The organism is Pseudomonas sp. CC11G, from assembly GCF_056174845.1.
In genome coordinates, this window is record NZ_JBWBZC010000001.1 from 669,338 (window position 1) to 685,031 (window position 15,694).

Genomic DNA, 15,694 nt, shown 5'->3' on the forward strand with positions numbered 1-15,694 from the left:
GCCAGACCTCGCGAGGGCCGCCGTCATGCCACGCAGCCTCTGCCTTACCCGACAATGTCTTGGCCTGATCACACGTATCGAATGTGTGATCCGCCCGCTGGCAGGCGAAAAAGGCCTCTGGGTTTTAATTTGCGGCGCCGGCATGGCCGCTTCTCAACCGTCCGCTATTAAAACGCAAGGCCCATTCCACGGGCCTTTGGTGGCCGAAGACGTAATGGCCGCCATTGCCGATAACCTCGCCGAACTCGGCTACAGCTCAAGCGACGAACCCTCCATCTGGTGCCTGCATTTACAGGCCGAATTGCGCCGCGTGAATGCCGAGCGCGTGCGGCACTTGGGCGATTGTCAGTTCCGTCCGGAAACTTAGAAGTCAGCATTGCTCAGCTTTTGCACGATCGTCGCAAAGCCTGCCGCTGCGCTTGCTGGAGCCGTCTATCCGGAGGCCGTCCACAGAGTTATCCACAGAAGCTGTAGATAAACAAAATGTGGTGGTTTTGCCGGCGACGGGGCATGCCGAACGGGTTGTCTCGTCACCCTCGCTGGGTATACTCGCGCTCACTTTTACCTGCTGTGAGCGACCATGGAACGCATTATTGAAAACGCGATGTACGCCTCCCGTTGGCTGCTGGCGCCGATTTACTTCGGGCTGTCGCTGGGGTTGCTGGCGCTGGCGCTGAAGTTCTTCCAGGAAATTTTCCACATCCTGCCGAATATCTTTGCCTTGGCTGAGTCCGAGCTGATTCTGGTGCTGCTGTCGCTGATCGACATGGCGCTGGTGGGCGGCCTGTTGGTGATGGTGATGATTTCCGGCTACGAGAACTTCGTGTCGCAGCTGGATATTGATGAAGGCAAGGAGAAACTCAACTGGCTGGGCAAGATGGACTCCAGCTCGCTGAAGATGAAAGTGGCGGCGTCCATCGTCGCCATTTCGTCCATTCACCTGCTGCGGGTGTTTATGGATGCCAAGAACATCGAGCCGCAGTACCTGATGTGGTACGTGATCATTCACATGACGTTCGTGGTCTCGGCCTTTGCCATGGGTTACCTGGACAAGCTGACCAAGCACTGACACGCATCGGCTCGCCGGCACTTGTGTGCTAGGCTGGCCGCCCTTTTTTGGCCTCAGCGGAGTTAACGCCATGTCCGAACAGAATATCGACACCTTCACCACCGATGAGAGCCGCGTCAGCTACGGCATCGGCCGTCAACTGGGCGACCAACTGCGCGACAACCCGCCACCGGGCGTTAGTCTGGACGCGATCCTGGTTGGCCTGACCGACGCCTTCCGTGGCCACGCTAGCCGCGTTAGCCAGGAAGATATGTCGGCCAGCTTCAAAGTCATCCGCGAAATCATGCAAGCCGAAGCCGCTGCCAAAGCTGAAGCCGCTGCTGGCGAAGGCCGTGCGTTCCTGGCTGAAAACGCCAAGCGCGCTGGCATCGTGACCCTGGAATCCGGTCTGCAGTACGAAGTGCTGACCGCCGGCGAAGGCGCCAAGCCAACCCGCGAAAGCACCGTGCGTACCCACTACCACGGCACCCTGACCGACGGTTCGGTGTTCGACAGCTCCTACGATCGCGGCGAGCCGGCTGAATTCCCGGTTGGTGGCGTGATCGCCGGCTGGACCGAAGCCCTGCAACTGATGGGTACCGGCAGCAAATGGCGCCTGTACGTGCCAAGCGAACTGGCCTACGGCGGCCAGGCTGTTGGCAGCATTCCGCCGCACAGCGTGTTGGTGTTTGACGTGGAACTGCTGGAAATCTTGTAAGACTGAGCGAAGTGCCTGCTGCTTAGTCAGCGGGTCGCCCAGAAAACAAAAGGCCGAGAGTGGAAGCTCTCGGCCTTTTGTTTTTTGCGGTTGAGTGCTTCAAGGGCTGGGGTTCCCGATCAGTGCAGTTCAGAGGCCGGGCGCAGGGCGCGGGAGTAGCAGAACAGGAACAGGTTGCGCACCAGCTCTTTCAGAACGGTGGGCTCGCACGAGTTCAGGCCGGTCAGGTCGAGGTCGCCTTGCTCGCGTAATTCATCCAGCGCTTCCTCTTCGAGCACCGCGCAAACCTTGCCCGTATCGCGATGCAAAATGCGCAGATAGGGGTGTGGGCGGTCCAGCCAAGCATCAATCAAATAGGTCATGGCTCATCTCCTTGTCTTGGTTTGATGAGAATAATTCCTATTGGGATAATAGCAAGGGCTAATTTGCGCGACGGGTTGGCGGCTGGATCGACGGCAATAAAAAACCCGGCGCTTGGCCGGGCTTTTCAGCTGCGTGCGTACGGGCGCGGCGAATTCGCTCAGCTCAATCAGCGCTTCTTTATATTCACTGGCGGCAGCACTCGCGAGCCTGGTTGGCGGTGTAGTCCAGCGCGCCGGAGGCTTCTACAGCGGCGCGGATGCTTTCCAGGTCTTCCAGGCCACCTTTCTGAATAGCGGTGCGGACCAGGCTGGCTTGCTCTTCGGTGCCTTCGCGCATGGTGTAGATCAGCGGCAGGGTTGGTTTTCCTTCGGCCAGGTCGTCGCCGACGTTTTTACCGAGGGTTTCTGCGTCGCCGCGGTAGTCGAGCAGGTCGTCTACCAGTTGGAACGCGACGCCCAGGTTGTCGCCGAAGGCTTGTAAGGCGGCGGACTGTTCTTCAGTGGCGCCAATCAATGCCGCGGCGCTGTGGGTCGAGGCCTCGAAGAGCATCGCGGTTTTGCCGCGGATGACTTCCATATAGGTTTCTTCGGTGGTGCTGGCGTCGCGCACCTTGGACAGCTGCAGCACTTCGCCTTCGGCAATCACGCGGGTGGCGCGAGAGAGAATCTGCATCACTGGCAAGGAGCCGAGCTCGACCATCATTTCGAACGAGCGGGAATAAAGGAAGTCGCCCACCAGTACGCTCGGCGCATTGCCCCACAGGGCGTTGGCGGTCGAGCGACCACGGCGCATGCCGGACATGTCGACAACGTCGTCATGCAGCAGGGTGGCGGTGTGCAGAAATTCGATGGTGGCAGCCAGCAGACGCAGATCATCACCCTGGCCGCCCAGGGCTTTGCCGCAGAGCAGAACCAGCAGCGGGCGCAAGCGCTTGCCACCGGCGGAGATAATGTAGTCGCCTATTTTCTCTACGAGAGGAACGCGGGAGACCAGTTGTCGTCTGATAATGCCATCGACGGCGGTAAAATCGTCCGCCACCACGTTATAGAAGGCCTGTGGTTGCATCAGTGACAAGTGCTCCTCGAAGGTTGCGCGGCATGCTAGGGGGCAGGTGGGAGGCTGTCAAGGCAAGCACTACGGGTGCTTGCGCAGGACTCAAGGCTTGCGTACAATCGCGGCCCCTGAACTTCCCTGGGCAGCACCTGCCTTACGCAATTGCAAGGGCGTCCTTCCGGCCCCAAGCAGCCATGCCAGCCGACGACTATTCCTATAAAGCGCTGGGTGAGCAGGATTTAACGGAGCAAAATTATGTACGCAGTAATTGTTACCGGTGGCAAGCAATACAAAGTCGCCGAAGGTGAATACCTCAAGATCGAAAAGCTCGAAATCGCCACTGGCGAAGCCGTAACTTTCGATCGCGTTCTGCTGATCGGCAATGGTGACGATGTAACTATCGGCGCACCGGTTGTTGAAGGCGCTAAAGTTGTAGCCGAAGTGATTGCACAAGGCCGCCACGACAAAGTGACCATCATCAAGTTCCGCCGTCGTAAGCACCACATGAAGCGTCAGGGCCACCGTCAGTGGTTCACTGAGATCAAAATCACTGGTATTTCGGCCTAATTTTTCGGCCCAAATCCATTTTTAGGAGAATTGACTCATGGCACACAAAAAAGCTGGTGGTAGTACCCGTAACGGTCGCGACTCAGAAGCTAAACGCCTTGGCGTGAAGATGTATGGCGGCCAGGCTATCAAAGCAGGCAACATCATCGTGCGTCAGCGCGGTACCCAATTCCACGCTGGCTACGGCGTTGGCATGGGTAAAGATCACACTCTGTTCGCTAAAGTCGAAGGCGTGATCAAGTTCGAAGTTAAGGGCGCCTTCGGTCGTCGTTACGTGAGCGTTATCGCGGCTTAATCGCGATGCTGCTGGAAAAGCCCTGTCTCGCGACGGGGCTTTTTTGTTTCTGAAAGCTTGAGGCTTTTGCAAAATCATCCGGGAGCTGTTTCGCTGGGTTTTGCAAAAGTCTTATGTTCCTTGTGTTATCTAGCCCGCTATTGCGGCGGGAGGCGTGCCGATGAAATTCGTCGATGAAGTATCGATTTTTGTAAAAGCAGGTGATGGTGGCAACGGTTGCATGAGCTTCCGTCGCGAGAAGTTCATCGAAAACGGTGGGCCGAACGGCGGCGATGGCGGCGACGGTGGCCATGTGTATATGGTCGCCGATGAAAACCTCAACACCCTGGTGGACTACCGCTACACCCGGCGTTTCGACGCCGAGCGCGGCTCCAACGGCGGCAGCGCTGACTGCACTGGCCGCAAGGGTGAAGATACCGTGCTGCGCGTGCCGGTTGGCACCACCATCATTGATGCGGCCACTCAGGACATCATTGGTGACCTGACCAAAGATGGCCAGCGCATCATGGTCGCCCACGGCGGCTGGCATGGCCTGGGCAACACCCGGTTCAAATCCAGTACCAACCGTGCGCCGCGTCAGACCACCTTGGGCAAGCCGGGCGATTCCCGCGACCTGAAGCTGGAGCTGAAGGTGTTGGCGGACGTCGGTCTGTTGGGTTTGCCGAACGCCGGCAAAAGTACTTTTATCCGCTCCGTGTCTGCGGCCAAGCCGAAAGTGGCGGACTATCCGTTTACCACGCTGGTGCCGAACCTGGGTGTGGTCAGCGTTGATCGCTACAAGAGCTTCGTGGTTGCCGACATTCCCGGTCTGATCGAAGGTGCCTCCGACGGCGCCGGCCTGGGTATCCGTTTCCTCAAGCACTTGGCGCGTACCCGTCTGCTGCTGCACCTCGTCGACATGGCGCCGCTGGATCTGACTGATCCGGCAGAAGCTGCTGAAACCATCGTGTCCGAGCTGGGTAAATTCAGCCCGTCGCTGGCCGAGCGTGATCGCTGGTTGGTACTGAACAAATCCGACCAGATCCTTGAAGAAGAGCAGGAAGCTCGCATCAAGGAGATCACCGATCGCCTGGAGTGGACCGGTCCGGTTTATGTGATTTCGGCCATTGGTAAAGAAGGCACAGAAAAGCTCTGCTTCGATATCATGAAGTACCTCGAAGAGCGCTCCCTGCGCATCGCCGAAGAGCCGCAGTATGCGGCCGAACTGGCGGCGTTGGATCAGCGTATCGAAGACGAAGCCCGCGCCCAGCTGCAGGCACTGGACGACAAGCGTGCGTTGCGCCGCGCTGGCGTCAAGGTGGCCGGCAGTGAGGATAACGATGACGGCTTCTGGGATGAGGAGGACGACGATGATGGTCCAGAGATCATCTACGTTCGAGACTGAGTAAAACCACAACGCCGCTAATTAGCGGCGTTGTGCTGACTAATTCGCACGAGCGGCATGGCGCCGCTCTTCTGGCCAAGGTTGGATGACGATGCGGGACAAGGTAACTGGCGCGCAGCGCTGGGTGGTGAAGATCGGTAGTGCATTGCTGACCGCTGACGGGCGTGGCCTGGATCGTGGCGCAATGGCGGTGTGGGTCGAGCAGATGGTGGCGCTGCGCGAAGCGGGCGTCGAGCTCGTGTTGGTGTCTTCCGGCGCTGTGGCGGCGGGCATGAGTCGCTTGGGCTGGACGTCACGCCCGAGCGCCATTCACGAGCTGCAGGCGGCTGCCGCTGTCGGGCAGATGGGCTTGGTGCAGGCGTGGGAGTCGAGCTTTGCGCAGCACGGCCGGCATACCGCGCAAATTCTGCTGACCCATGACGACCTGTCAGATCGCAAGCGCTACCTGAATGCCCGTAGCACCCTGCGCACGCTGGTTGATTTGGGCGCCATTCCGGTGATCAACGAAAACGACACCGTGGTCACCGACGAAATCCGCTTTGGCGACAACGACACCTTGGCGGCCTTGGTGGCCAATCTGGTGGAAGCGGACCTGTTGGTTATTCTTACCGATCGTGACGGCATGTTCGATGCCGACCCACGCCACAACCCCGATGCGCAGCTTATATATGAGGCGCGTGCCGATGATCCGGCGTTGGACGCTGTTGCGGGTGGTGTCGGTGGGGCGCTAGGTCGTGGCGGCATGCAGACCAAGCTGCGTGCGGCCCGGCTGGCGGCGCGTTCCGGTGCGCACACCGTAATCGTAGGTGGTGCTATCGAGCAAGTGCTGGCGCGCCTCAAGTCGGGCGAGCGTTTGGGTACCTTGCTGGCGCCTGAGCGCGGTCTGTTGGCGGCGCGTAAACAGTGGCTGGCGGGGCATCTGCAAACCCGCGGTACGCTGCAGCTGGACGCGGGTGCGGTGAAGGCGTTGCTGCAAAGCCACAAGAGCTTGTTGCCGGTTGGCGTTAAAAGCGTGCAAGGCAATTTCCGTCGCGGCGAAATGGTGGTGTGTGTCGATCCGGATGGTCGCGAGATCGCCCGTGGTCTGGCCAACTACAGTGCTGCCGAGGCGCAGAAGATTGTTGGGCAACCTTCCGATGCTATCGAGCGTCTATTGGGTTATGTCGACGAGCCTGAGCTGGTGCATCGCGACAACTTGATTCTGGTGTAAGCGCGCCTGCGGGCCAAGCCCATGGGTGCAAAGGAGAGTGCAGTGCGAATGATCAATGGATGGTTGGGCGCGTTGCTGCTGCCCTTGGCGCTAAGCGCTTCGGCTGAGGAAATCGGTCAGGTGTCGACGGTGTTCAAGTGGGTGGGGCCGAACGACAAGATTGTTGTCGAGGCTTTCGATGATCCGAAGGTGGAAGGCGTGACCTGCTATCTGTCGCGCGCGAAGACGGGCGGCGTGAAAGGCGGGTTGGGGTTGGCGGAAGATAGGGCGGAGGCGTCGATTGCCTGTCGCCAGGTCGGTCCGATTCAGCTGCCTGAAAACCTGAAAGATGGCGAAGAAGTGTTCAAGGAGCGCACGTCGCTGGTATTCAAGACCATGCAGGTGGTGCGGTTTTTCGACAAGAAGCGCAATACGCTGGTGTACCTGGTCTATAGCGACCGTGTGATCGAGGGCAGTCCGCAGAACGCGGTGACCGCGATTCCGATTCTGCCCTGGCATCAGTAAAGCCAAAAAAGGCGAGCCGCGAGGGTCGCCTTTTTTGTCTGTCGCTTTTTTACAGGCAATAAAAAACCGGCCCTTGGGCCGGTCTTTTCAACGCATCACACTTAGGCAGCAGCAGCTTGGCTGAGATCCTTGATGTGACCGTTCAGGCGGCTCTTATGACGAGCTGCTTTGTTCTTGTGGATGATGCCTTTGTCGGCCATACGGTCGATTACAGGCACAGCAAGAACGTACGCTTTCTGAGCAAGTTCGAGGTCTTTGGCGTCGAGAGCCTTGACCACGTTCTTGATGTAGGTACGAACCATGGAGCGCAGGCTGGCGTTATGGCTACGACGCTTCTCAGCCTGTTTAGCGCGTTTTTTGGCAGAAGGTGTATTGGCCACCGTCGAGCTCCTTGAAACTTTGAGGAAATGACTAAACAAATAAGGCCGCGAATCATGCCGATGTGTCGAAGGCTTGTCAAGCGTGGTTCGGCCTTGCTGACTACAGATTGCGCCGTAGTCCGACCAGCGTAGCCAACCCAACTGGGTGATTTATTTGCCAGCCGGTTCTACACTCGCCGCCTTTGCCTTGCGGCCTACAGCGCGGCGCCATGATTTTCGGTGGCGCAGCATACTTCATGCGGTAGAAACGAGCGTTATGAATTTACTCAAGTCGCTGGCTGCGGTCAGCTCGATGACCATGTTGTCCCGGGTGCTGGGCTTTGTGCGCGACACCATCGTGGCGCGTATTTTCGGCGCAGGCATGGCTACCGACGCCTTTTTCGTCGCCTTCAAACTCCCCAACCTGCTGCGCCGCATTTTTGCCGAGGGCGCTTTTTCCCAAGCCTTTGTGCCGATTCTGGCGGAATACAAAACCCAGCAAGGCGAGGAGGCGACCCGTACCTTTATTGCCTATGTATCCGGCCTGCTGACTCTGGTGCTCGCGGTAATCACCGCGCTGGGCATGATTGCCGCGCCCTGGGTGATCTGGGTCACCGCGCCAGGCTTTGCCGATACACCGGAAAAATTTGAACTGACTTCATCCCTTTTGCGCGTCACCTTTCCTTATATATTGCTGATCTCGCTCGCCTCCTTGGCTGGCGCGATTCTGAACACCTGGAACCGCTTCTCGGTGCCGGCCTTTGTGCCGACCTTGCTGAATATCAGCATGATCGTCTTCGCCCTGTTCCTGACCCCGTACTTCAACCCGCCCGTCATGGCGCTGGGTTGGGCGGTGCTGGTCGGCGGCTTGCTGCAGTTGCTCTACCAACTGCCGCACCTGAAAAAGATCGGCATGCTCGTGCTGCCGCGCCTGAATCTGCGGGACGCCGGCGTATGGCGGGTAATGAAGCAGATGGGGCCGGCGATTCTCGGCGTATCGGTCAGCCAGATTTCGCTGATCATCAACACCATCTTCGCCTCGTTTCTGGTGGCGGGCTCCGTGTCCTGGATGTACTACGCCGACCGCTTGATGGAATTGCCGTCCGGCGTGCTGGGCGTGGCGTTGGGTACGATTCTGCTGCCAGCGTTGTCGCGCAGCTTCTCCAGCAAAAACACCGAAGAATATTCGCGCCTGATGGATTGGGGGCTGCGCCTGTGTTTCTTGCTGGCGCTACCGTGCTCGCTGGCCTTGGCGATCATTTCCGAACCGCTGACCGTGGCGCTGTTCCAGTACGGAAAATTCAGCGCCCATGACGCGCAGATGACCCAGTTCGCCCTGATCGCGTACACCGTCGGCCTGCTCGGCATCATTCTGGTCAAGGTGTTGGCCCCCGGCTTTTACGCACGGCAGAACATCGCCACGCCAGTGCGTATCGCGCTGGTTACCCTGGTCGCCACCCAGCTGATGAATCTGGTGTTCTTCTTCACCTTGCCCTATCCCCACGCCGGTCTGGCGCTGTCGATTGGCCTGGCCGCCTGCTTGAACGCCGGCTTGCTGTTCTGGCAATTGCGCAAGCAGCAGCTGTTTATCCCGCAGCCGGGCTGGGGCGTGTTTCTGGCCAAGTTGGTGGCAGCGGTAGTGGTGATGGCCGCGGTGCTGGTCGGGCTGATGTGGGTAATGCCGGCGTGGGACCAGGGCGACATGCTGGTCCGCCTGCTGCGCCTGGGCGTGTTGGTCGCCGTGGGTATTGCCGCTTATTTCGGCGTGCTGCTGTTGTTGGGCTTTCGCTTGCGCGATTTTGCCCGCCGATCAGTGGCGTGACGGCTTCGGAAAACCCTTATTTACTAACGTGGAACGACGCGACGGTGTTGCCTGTTGTCCAGCGTCGGGTGTGCGTATAATCGCCCACTTTGTGAGCAAGAAGCGTCCTATGCAGCTGGTTCGAGGGCTTCAAACTTGCGGCCCCAGCATCGGGGCTGCGTTGCCACTATCGGCAACTTTGACGGCGTGCACCGTGGCCACCAGGCCATCCTGGCGCGGCTGCGTGAACGCGCGGACGAATTGGGCGTGCCCAGCTGCGTGGTGATTTTCGAGCCGCAGCCCCGTGAATTCTTCGGTCCGGACACCGCGCCACCGCGTCTGACGCGGTTGCGCGACAAGCTGGTGTTGTTCGCCGCTGCCGGTGTAGACCGCGTGTTGTGCCTGTCTTTCAATCGCCGTTTGCGTGAACTCAGCGCCGCTGAATTCGTGCAGACCGTTCTGCTGCAAGGCCTCGGCGTTCAGCACCTGGAAGTGGGCGACGATTTCCGCTTCGGCTGCGACCGCGCCGGCGACTTCGCTTTTTTGCAACAGGCGGCGCTGGTTGAAGGCTTTACCCTGGAAGCGGCCAGTACCGTCGAAATCGACGGTTTGCGCGTCAGCAGCACGCGGGTTCGCGAGTCGCTGGCGGCTGCCGACTTTCCGTTGGCGGAACGCCTGCTGGGTCGCCCGTTTCAGATTTCCGGCCGGGTGCTGCACGGGCAGAAGCTGGCCCGCCAGTTCGGCACGCCGACGGCCAACGTACAACTCAAGCGCCATCGCGTGCCGTTGACCGGGGTTTACCTCGTTACGGTTGAACTCGATGGCAAACCCTGGCCCGGCGTCGCCAATATTGGCGTGCGGCCGACGGTGCAGGGCGACGGTAACGCACACCTGGAAGTGCATCTTTTAGATTTTGTCGGCGATATCTATGGCCGACGTTTGACGGTGGCTTTCCACCACAAGCTGCGCGATGAGCAGCGTTTCGCCTCCCTGGAGGCGCTGAAGACGGCGATACACGCGGATGTCGCCGCCGCCCGTGCCCTCTGGCAGGGTCAACCGCTTAAGTGAAGAGCCAAAGATGACCGACTACAAAGCCACGCTGAACCTTCCTGATACCGCCTTCCCAATGAAGGCCGGCCTGCCACAGCGCGAACCGCAGATTCTGCAGCGCTGGGACAGCATTGGCCTGTATCAGAAGCTGCGCGAGATTGGTAAGGATCGGCCCAAGTTCGTGTTGCACGACGGCCCGCCCTATGCCAACGGCACTATTCACATCGGTCACGCCGTAAACAAGATTCTCAAAGACATGATCGTGCGCTCGAAAACCCTGTCCGGGTTCGACGCGCCGTACGTGCCAGGTTGGGACTGCCACGGGCTGCCTATCGAACACAAAGTCGAAGTCACCCACGGCAAGAACCTGCCCGCCGACAAAACCCGCGAGCTGTGCCGCGCCTACGCGGCCGAGCAGGTGGAAGGGCAGAAAGTCGAGTTCATCCGCCTGGGCGTACTCGGCGACTGGGCCAACCCCTACAAGACCATGCCTTTGCCAACGAAGCCGGCGAAATCCGCGCCCTGGCCGAAATGGTCAAAGGCGGTTTCGTATTCAAAGGCCTGAAACCGGTGAACTGTGTTTCGACTGCGGCTCGGCCCTGGCTGAAGCGGAAGGTGGAATAACCAACAAAAACGTCGACCATCGACGTGGCCTTCCCAATCGCCGACGAAGCCAAACTGGCTGCCGCGTTCGGTCTGCCGTCGCTGAGCAAGCCGGCTTTCCATCTGATCGGACCACCACACACCGTGGACCATCCCGGCCAACCAGGCGCCAAACTTCACCCGGAGTTCACCTACGCCCTGGTCGACGTCGTCGACAAGCTGCTGATCCTCGCTGAAGACTGGTGCAAGCCTGCCTGACCCGCTATGGCATCGAAGGCTCGGTAATCGCTACCGCTCCAGGTGCGGCGCTGGACCTGATCACTTCCGTCACCCGTTCTACGAACCGCCTCTCGCGGGTAACCTGGCCGAGTACGTCGAGCTGGGCGCCGGTACTGGCGTGGCGTGGTGCACTCCGCGCCGGCCTACGGCGAAGACGACTTCGTGACCTGCAAGCGCTACGGCATGGTCAACGACGACATCCTCACCCCGGTGCAGAGCAACGGCGTGTACGTCGATTCGCTGCCGTTCTTCGGCGGCCAGTTCATCTGGAAAGCCAACCCGGCCATCGTTGAGAAACTCAGCGAAGTCGGCGCGCTGATGCACACCGAAACCATCAGCCACAGCTATATGCACTGCTGGCGCCACAAAACCCCGCTGATCTACCGCGCCACCGCGCAGTGGTTCGTCGGGATGGACAAGCAGCCAGCCACCGGCAACACCCTGCGCCAGCGCGCGGTAAAAGCCATTGAAGACACTCAGTTCGTGCCGGCCTGGGGCCAGGCGCGTCTGCACTCGATGATCGCCAACCGTCCGGACTGGTGCATCTCCCGTCAACGCAACTGGGGCGTACCGATTCCGTTCTTCCTCGACAAAGCGACCGGTGAACTGCACCCGCGCACCGTCGAGCTGATGGAAGAAGTGGCCAAGCGTGTTGAACAGGAAGGCATCGAAGCCTGGTTCAAGCTCGACGCAGCTGAACTGTTGGGCGACGAAGCCGGCAACTACGACAAGATCAGCGACACCCTCGACGTGTGGTTCGACTCCGGCACCACCCACTGGCACGTGCTGCGCGGCTCGCACCCGATGGGCCACGAAAGCGGCCCGCGAGCCGACCTGTACCTGGAAGGTTCCGACCAACACCGCGGCTGGTTCCATTCCTCGCTGCTCACCGGCTGCATGCTGGACGACCACGCCCCTACCGCGAATTGCTCACCCACGGCTTCACCGTGGACGAGAGCGGCCGCAAGATGTCCAAGTCGCTCGGCAACGTGATCGCGCCGCAGAAAGTGAACGACACCCTGGGCGCCGACATCATGCGTCTGTGGGTTTCGGCTACCGACTACTCCGGTGAAATGGCCGTATCCGATCAGATTCTGCAGCGCAGCGCCGATGCCTATCGCCGCATCCGCAACACCGCGCGCTTCCTGCTTTCCAACCTGAGCGGCTTCAACCCGGCCACCGATCTGCTGCCGGCTGAAGACATGCTGGCCCTGGACCGCTGGGCCGTCGACCGTGCCTTGCTGCTGCAAAACGAGCTGCAAGAGCACTACGGCGAATACCGCTTCTGGAACGTCTACTCCAAAGTGCACAACTTCTGCGTGCAGGAGCTGGGCGGCTTCTACCTGGACATCATCAAAGACCGTCAGTACACCACCGCCAGCGACAGCAGGCGCGTCGTTCCTGCCAGACCGCACTGTTCCATATCGCCGAAGCGCTGGTGCGCTGGATCGCACCGATCCTCGCCTTCACCGCCGACGAGCTGTGGGAATACCTGCCGGGCGAGCGCAACGAATCGGTGATGCTCAACACCTGGTACGAAGGCCTCACCGCCTTGCCAGAAGGCATCGAGCTGGACCGCGCCTACTGGGAGCGCGTCATGGCCGTGAAAGTCGCGGTCAACAAAGAGATGGAAGTTCAGCGCGCGGCCAAGGCCATCGGCGGCAACCTGCAGGCCGAAGTCACCCTGTACGCCGAAGACGCACTGGTCAGCGACCTGAACAAGCTCAGCAACGAGCTGCGTTTTGTGTTGATCACCTCGACCGCCGCCGTGGCCCCGTTGGCCAGCGCGCCGGCCGATGCCGTGGTAACCGAAGTGGCCGGCCTGAAACTGAAAGTAGTGAAATCGCCCACGCCAAGTGCGCGCGTTGCTGGCACTGCCGTGAAGACGTAGGCGTGAATCCGGAGCACCCGGAAATCTGCGGTCGCTGCGTCGACAACATCAGCGGTGCAGGCGAGGTTCGTCACTATGCCTAACACGCGTTTTGGCCGACTGAGCTTATTGTGGATAAGTCTGCTGGTGCTGATCGTCGATCAGGCCACCAAGCTCTACTTCGAAACCAACCTGAGCCTGTACCAGCAGATCGTGGTCATTCCCGACCTGTTCAGCTGGACCCTGGCCTACAACACCGGCGCCGCGTTCAGCTTCTTGGCTGACAGTTCCGGCTGGCAGCGCTGGTTGTTTGCCCTGATCGCCGTGGTGGTCAGCGCCACCCTGATGGTCTGGCTCAAACGCCTGAAAGCCGATGAAACCTGGTTGGCCATCGCCCTGGCGTTGGTGCTGGGCGGCGCGCTGGGCAATCTGTACGACCGCATCGTGCTCGGCCACGTAATCGACTTTATCCTCGTGCATTGGCAGAACCGCTGGTACTTCCCGGCGTTCAATATCGCCGATAGCGCCATCTCGGTCGGCGCCGTGCTGCTGGCCCTGGATATGTTCAAAAGCAAAAAATCCGGAGAGCCCGTACATGACTGAAGACCTGCGTATCGGCCCGGACAAGCAAGTCACCCTGCACTTCGCCCTGAACCTGGAAAACGGCGACGTGGTAGACAGCACCTTCGACAAGAAACCGGCCACCTTCAAAGTCGGCGACGGCAACCTGCTGCCCGGCTTCGAAGCCGCGCTGTTTGGCCTCAAGGCTGGCGACAAACGCACCCTGCAAGTGGAGCCGGAGCACGGCTTCGGCCAGCCCAACCCGCAGAACGTGCAGGTTATGCCGCGCTCGCAGTTCGAAGGCATGGAGTTGTCCGAAGGCTTGCTGGTGATCTTCAACGACGCCGCCAACACCGAGCTGCCCGGCGTGGTCAAAGCCTTTGATGACAGCCAGGTCACCATCGACTTCAACCACCCGCTGGCCGGCAAGACCCTGAGCTTTCAGGTGGAAATCATCGAGGTCAACCGGCCTGATTGGCCGGTTAGCCTGCACCTGCCTTCGGGGCGGATGAGGACAGCTCCATGCAAGAGTCAGCCATGCAAATCAAACTCGCCAACCCCCGCGGCTTCTGCGCTGGCGTTGATCGCGCGATCGAAATCGTCAACCGCGCCCTGGAAGTGTTCGGCCCGCCGATCTACGTGCGCCACGAAGTGGTCCACAACAAATTCGTCGTCGAAGACCTGCGCGCACGCGGCGCCATCTTCGTTGAAGAGCTCGATCAGGTGCCCGACAACGTCATCGTCATCTTCAGCGCCCACGGCGTCTCCCAGGCCGTGCGCAAAGAAGCCGAAGCCCGTGGCCTGAAAGTATTCGACGCCACCTGCCCGCTGGTGACCAAGGTACACATCGAAGTCGCCCGCTACAGCCGCGACGGCCGCGAATGCATCCTGATCGGCCACGCCGGCCACCCGGAAGTGGAAGGCACCATGGGCCAATACGACGCCAGCAACGGCGGCGCTATCTACCTGGTGGAAGACGAAGCCGACGTCGCCAACCTGCAAGTACGCAACCCCGAGTCGCTGGCGTTCGTCACCCAGACCACGCTGTCGATGGACGACACCAGCCGCGTGATCGACGCGCTGCGCAACCGTTTCCCGAGTATTGGCGGCCCGCGTAAAGACGACATCTGCTACGCCACCCAAAACCGCCAGGACGCCGTCAAACAGCTCGCCAGCGAAAGCGATGTGGTGTTGGTGGTGGGCAGCCCGAACAGCTCCAACTCCAACCGCCTGCGCGAGCTTTCCGAGCGGTTGGGTACGCCGGCTTACCTGATCGATGGTGCAGAAGATCTGCAGCAAGGTTGGTTTGAAGGTAAAGGGCGCATTGGCATTACAGCGGGGGCTTCGGCGCCTGAGGTGTTGGTGTTGGGCGTGGTGCAGAAGTTGAAAGAGTGGGGCGCTACCGGCGCTGAAGAGCTGGATGGGCGGCCGGAGAATGTGACGTTTTCGATGCCGAAGGAGTTGCGAGTTAAGGCGATTTGAACGTCTTTCCAGGCCGCAAATAAAAACGCCCCGACAAGTGATTGTCGGGGCGTTTTTGTTGGTGCGGCGGTTAGCGGCGCCAGCAGTCGGCGGAGGTCATGCCGCTACCGCTTTGGCTTCTAAGGCCGGTGTTGGTAAGCGTCAGGTTGGCGCATTTGTCGTTGGCCATTACCATCCCGGCGACGGGAGTGGCCTGCAAGGTGTACGAGTTTTTGCTAATGGCAGTGAGGCTCAAGGTGTAAACCTTTTTTCCCGTAACCGCGCCTTTGGGCGAAGCATCAAACGGCAGCGCAGGATTGTCGTTTCCTGCGACTGTCGCCGAGTAGTAGCCGTGAGTTGTGAACCACTGTTCCATATATTGAGATAGCTCAGTAAGCGACGCCTGCGCATCCGCCCGGTTGGCCTTGCGCACATGCTCGGTGTATTGCGGATAGGCAACCGCCGAGATAATGGCGATAACCGCCACCACAATCATCAGCTCGATCAGGGTAAAGCCGCGCTCCCGAGCGCGGCGGTGCAGGTTGATTACTGGTTTCATATCGATCCT

The 15,694-nt window shown here is 60.0% G+C and carries 14 protein-coding genes and 4 pseudogenes; 14 read left to right on the top strand and 4 right to left on the bottom strand.

Features of this window, described 5'->3' with window-relative positions; genetic code table 11:
* Positions 1-25: 25 nt before the first annotated feature.
* The 3 genes from AC0V2S_RS03165 to AC0V2S_RS03175 all read left to right on the top strand — a co-directional run bounded on the left by AC0V2S_RS03165 (position 26) and on the right by AC0V2S_RS03175 (position 1,766).
* Positions 26-367 carry a PA4575 family protein gene (locus AC0V2S_RS03165; RefSeq protein ID WP_475508467.1) on the top strand — a complete coding sequence of 114 codons (342 nt, stop codon included), beginning with the start codon at positions 26-28 and terminating at the stop codon, positions 365-367.
* A 213-nt stretch (positions 368-580) separates the two neighbouring features.
* Entirely contained in the window at positions 581-1,069 is a 489-nt protein-coding gene (locus AC0V2S_RS03170; protein ID WP_475508468.1) for a TIGR00645 family protein, read from the top strand.
* 70 nt (positions 1,070-1,139) lie between these two features.
* On the top strand, positions 1,140-1,766 hold the full coding sequence (locus AC0V2S_RS03175) for an FKBP-type peptidyl-prolyl cis-trans isomerase (protein ID WP_475508469.1): 627 nt from the start codon (positions 1,140-1,142) through the stop codon (positions 1,764-1,766).
* A gap of 119 nt (positions 1,767-1,885) precedes the next feature.
* On the opposite strand, the gene AC0V2S_RS03180 is transcribed toward AC0V2S_RS03175, so the two are convergent.
* Both AC0V2S_RS03180 and AC0V2S_RS03185 read right to left on the bottom strand, forming a co-directional pair.
* Positions 1,886-2,128 carry a PA4570 family protein gene (locus tag AC0V2S_RS03180; RefSeq protein WP_475508470.1) on the bottom strand — a complete coding sequence of 81 codons (243 nt, stop codon included), beginning with the start codon at positions 2,126-2,128 and terminating at the stop codon, positions 1,886-1,888.
* Positions 2,129-2,275: 147 nt separating this feature from the next.
* Positions 2,276-3,194, bottom strand: a pseudogene (locus AC0V2S_RS03185) (polyprenyl synthetase family protein); the annotation flags it as partial.
* A gap of 243 nt (positions 3,195-3,437) precedes the next feature.
* On the opposite strand from AC0V2S_RS03185, the gene rplU reads away from it, so the two are divergent.
* From rplU to AC0V2S_RS03210, 5 genes are all read left to right on the top strand, one after another.
* On the top strand, positions 3,438-3,749 hold the full coding sequence (rplU, locus tag AC0V2S_RS03190; RefSeq protein WP_108098632.1) for a 50S ribosomal protein L21: 312 nt from the start codon (positions 3,438-3,440) through the stop codon (positions 3,747-3,749).
* Between the two features lie 37 nt (positions 3,750-3,786).
* The gene (gene rpmA / locus AC0V2S_RS03195) at positions 3,787-4,044 is read left to right on the top strand and encodes a 50S ribosomal protein L27 (RefSeq protein WP_003205738.1); all 258 of its coding nucleotides are present in this window, start codon (positions 3,787-3,789) and stop codon (positions 4,042-4,044) included.
* Between the two features lie 160 nt (positions 4,045-4,204).
* Entirely contained in the window at positions 4,205-5,428 is a 1,224-nt protein-coding gene (gene cgtA / locus AC0V2S_RS03200) for an Obg family GTPase CgtA (RefSeq protein WP_475508471.1), read from the top strand.
* A 91-nt stretch (positions 5,429-5,519) separates the two neighbouring features.
* Positions 5,520-6,638 carry a glutamate 5-kinase gene (gene proB, locus AC0V2S_RS03205; RefSeq protein WP_475508472.1) on the top strand — a complete coding sequence of 373 codons (1,119 nt, stop codon included), beginning with the start codon at positions 5,520-5,522 and terminating at the stop codon, positions 6,636-6,638.
* Positions 6,639-6,686: 48 nt separating this feature from the next.
* The gene (locus AC0V2S_RS03210) at positions 6,687-7,142 is read left to right on the top strand and encodes a CreA family protein (RefSeq protein WP_475508694.1); all 456 of its coding nucleotides are present in this window, start codon (positions 6,687-6,689) and stop codon (positions 7,140-7,142) included.
* 101 nt (positions 7,143-7,243) lie between these two features.
* On the opposite strand, the gene rpsT is transcribed toward AC0V2S_RS03210, so the two are convergent.
* Complete coding sequence (gene rpsT / locus AC0V2S_RS03215; protein WP_110617416.1) at positions 7,244-7,522, bottom strand: 30S ribosomal protein S20; 279 nt, start codon at positions 7,520-7,522, stop codon at positions 7,244-7,246.
* A 256-nt stretch (positions 7,523-7,778) separates the two neighbouring features.
* Here rpsT and murJ point away from each other — a divergent pair, with 256 nt between their 5' ends.
* The 6 genes and pseudogenes from murJ (at position 7,779) to ispH (ending at position 15,147) form a co-directional block, all read left to right on the top strand.
* Complete coding sequence (murJ, locus tag AC0V2S_RS03220; protein WP_475508473.1) at positions 7,779-9,323, top strand: murein biosynthesis integral membrane protein MurJ; 1,545 nt, start codon at positions 7,779-7,781, stop codon at positions 9,321-9,323.
* 109 nt (positions 9,324-9,432) lie between these two features.
* Positions 9,433-10,370 (top strand): annotated as a pseudogene (gene ribF / locus AC0V2S_RS03225) (bifunctional riboflavin kinase/FAD synthetase).
* Between the two features lie 10 nt (positions 10,371-10,380).
* Positions 10,381-13,208 (top strand): annotated as a pseudogene (gene ileS, locus AC0V2S_RS03230) (isoleucine--tRNA ligase).
* Positions 13,201-13,707, top strand: a complete 507-nt coding sequence (gene lspA / locus AC0V2S_RS03235) for a signal peptidase II (protein WP_475508474.1) — start codon at positions 13,201-13,203, stop codon at positions 13,705-13,707. The pseudogene ileS and the gene lspA overlap by 8 nt, the downstream one beginning before the upstream one ends.
* A pseudogene (locus AC0V2S_RS03240) lies at positions 13,700-14,128 on the top strand (FKBP-type peptidyl-prolyl cis-trans isomerase); the annotation flags it as partial. The gene lspA and the pseudogene AC0V2S_RS03240, both read left to right, overlap by 8 nt.
* A 74-nt stretch (positions 14,129-14,202) precedes the next feature.
* Positions 14,203-15,147, top strand: coding sequence for a 4-hydroxy-3-methylbut-2-enyl diphosphate reductase (ispH, locus tag AC0V2S_RS03245; RefSeq protein ID WP_475508475.1), 945 nt, complete (start codon positions 14,203-14,205; stop codon positions 15,145-15,147).
* A 70-nt stretch (positions 15,148-15,217) separates the two neighbouring features.
* On the opposite strand, the gene AC0V2S_RS03250 is transcribed toward ispH, so the two are convergent.
* A complete protein-coding gene (locus AC0V2S_RS03250; protein WP_475508476.1) occupies positions 15,218-15,685 on the bottom strand; it encodes a type IV pilin protein in 468 nt (155 codons plus the stop codon).
* Between the last annotated feature and the right edge of the window lie 9 nt (positions 15,686-15,694).

Coding starts and splice junctions, on each gene's coding strand:
- AC0V2S_RS03165 (WP_475508467.1), top strand. CDS start 26: ATGCCACGCAGCCTCTGCCTTACCCGACAATGTCTTGGCCTGATCACA.
- AC0V2S_RS03170 (WP_475508468.1), top strand. CDS start 581: ATGGAACGCATTATTGAAAACGCGATGTACGCCTCCCGTTGGCTGCTG.
- AC0V2S_RS03175 (WP_475508469.1), top strand. CDS start 1,140: ATGTCCGAACAGAATATCGACACCTTCACCACCGATGAGAGCCGCGTC.
- AC0V2S_RS03180 (WP_475508470.1), bottom strand. CDS start 2,128: ATGACCTATTTGATTGATGCTTGGCTGGACCGCCCACACCCCTATCTG.
- rplU (WP_108098632.1), top strand. CDS start 3,438: ATGTACGCAGTAATTGTTACCGGTGGCAAGCAATACAAAGTCGCCGAA.
- rpmA (WP_003205738.1), top strand. CDS start 3,787: ATGGCACACAAAAAAGCTGGTGGTAGTACCCGTAACGGTCGCGACTCA.
- cgtA (WP_475508471.1), top strand. CDS start 4,205: ATGAAATTCGTCGATGAAGTATCGATTTTTGTAAAAGCAGGTGATGGT.
- proB (WP_475508472.1), top strand. CDS start 5,520: ATGCGGGACAAGGTAACTGGCGCGCAGCGCTGGGTGGTGAAGATCGGT.
- AC0V2S_RS03210 (WP_475508694.1), top strand. CDS start 6,687: ATGATCAATGGATGGTTGGGCGCGTTGCTGCTGCCCTTGGCGCTAAGC.
- murJ (WP_475508473.1), top strand. CDS start 7,779: ATGAATTTACTCAAGTCGCTGGCTGCGGTCAGCTCGATGACCATGTTG.
- lspA (WP_475508474.1), top strand. CDS start 13,201: ATGCCTAACACGCGTTTTGGCCGACTGAGCTTATTGTGGATAAGTCTG.
- ispH (WP_475508475.1), top strand. CDS start 14,203: ATGCAAATCAAACTCGCCAACCCCCGCGGCTTCTGCGCTGGCGTTGAT.
- AC0V2S_RS03250 (WP_475508476.1), bottom strand. CDS start 15,685: ATGAAACCAGTAATCAACCTGCACCGCCGCGCTCGGGAGCGCGGCTTT.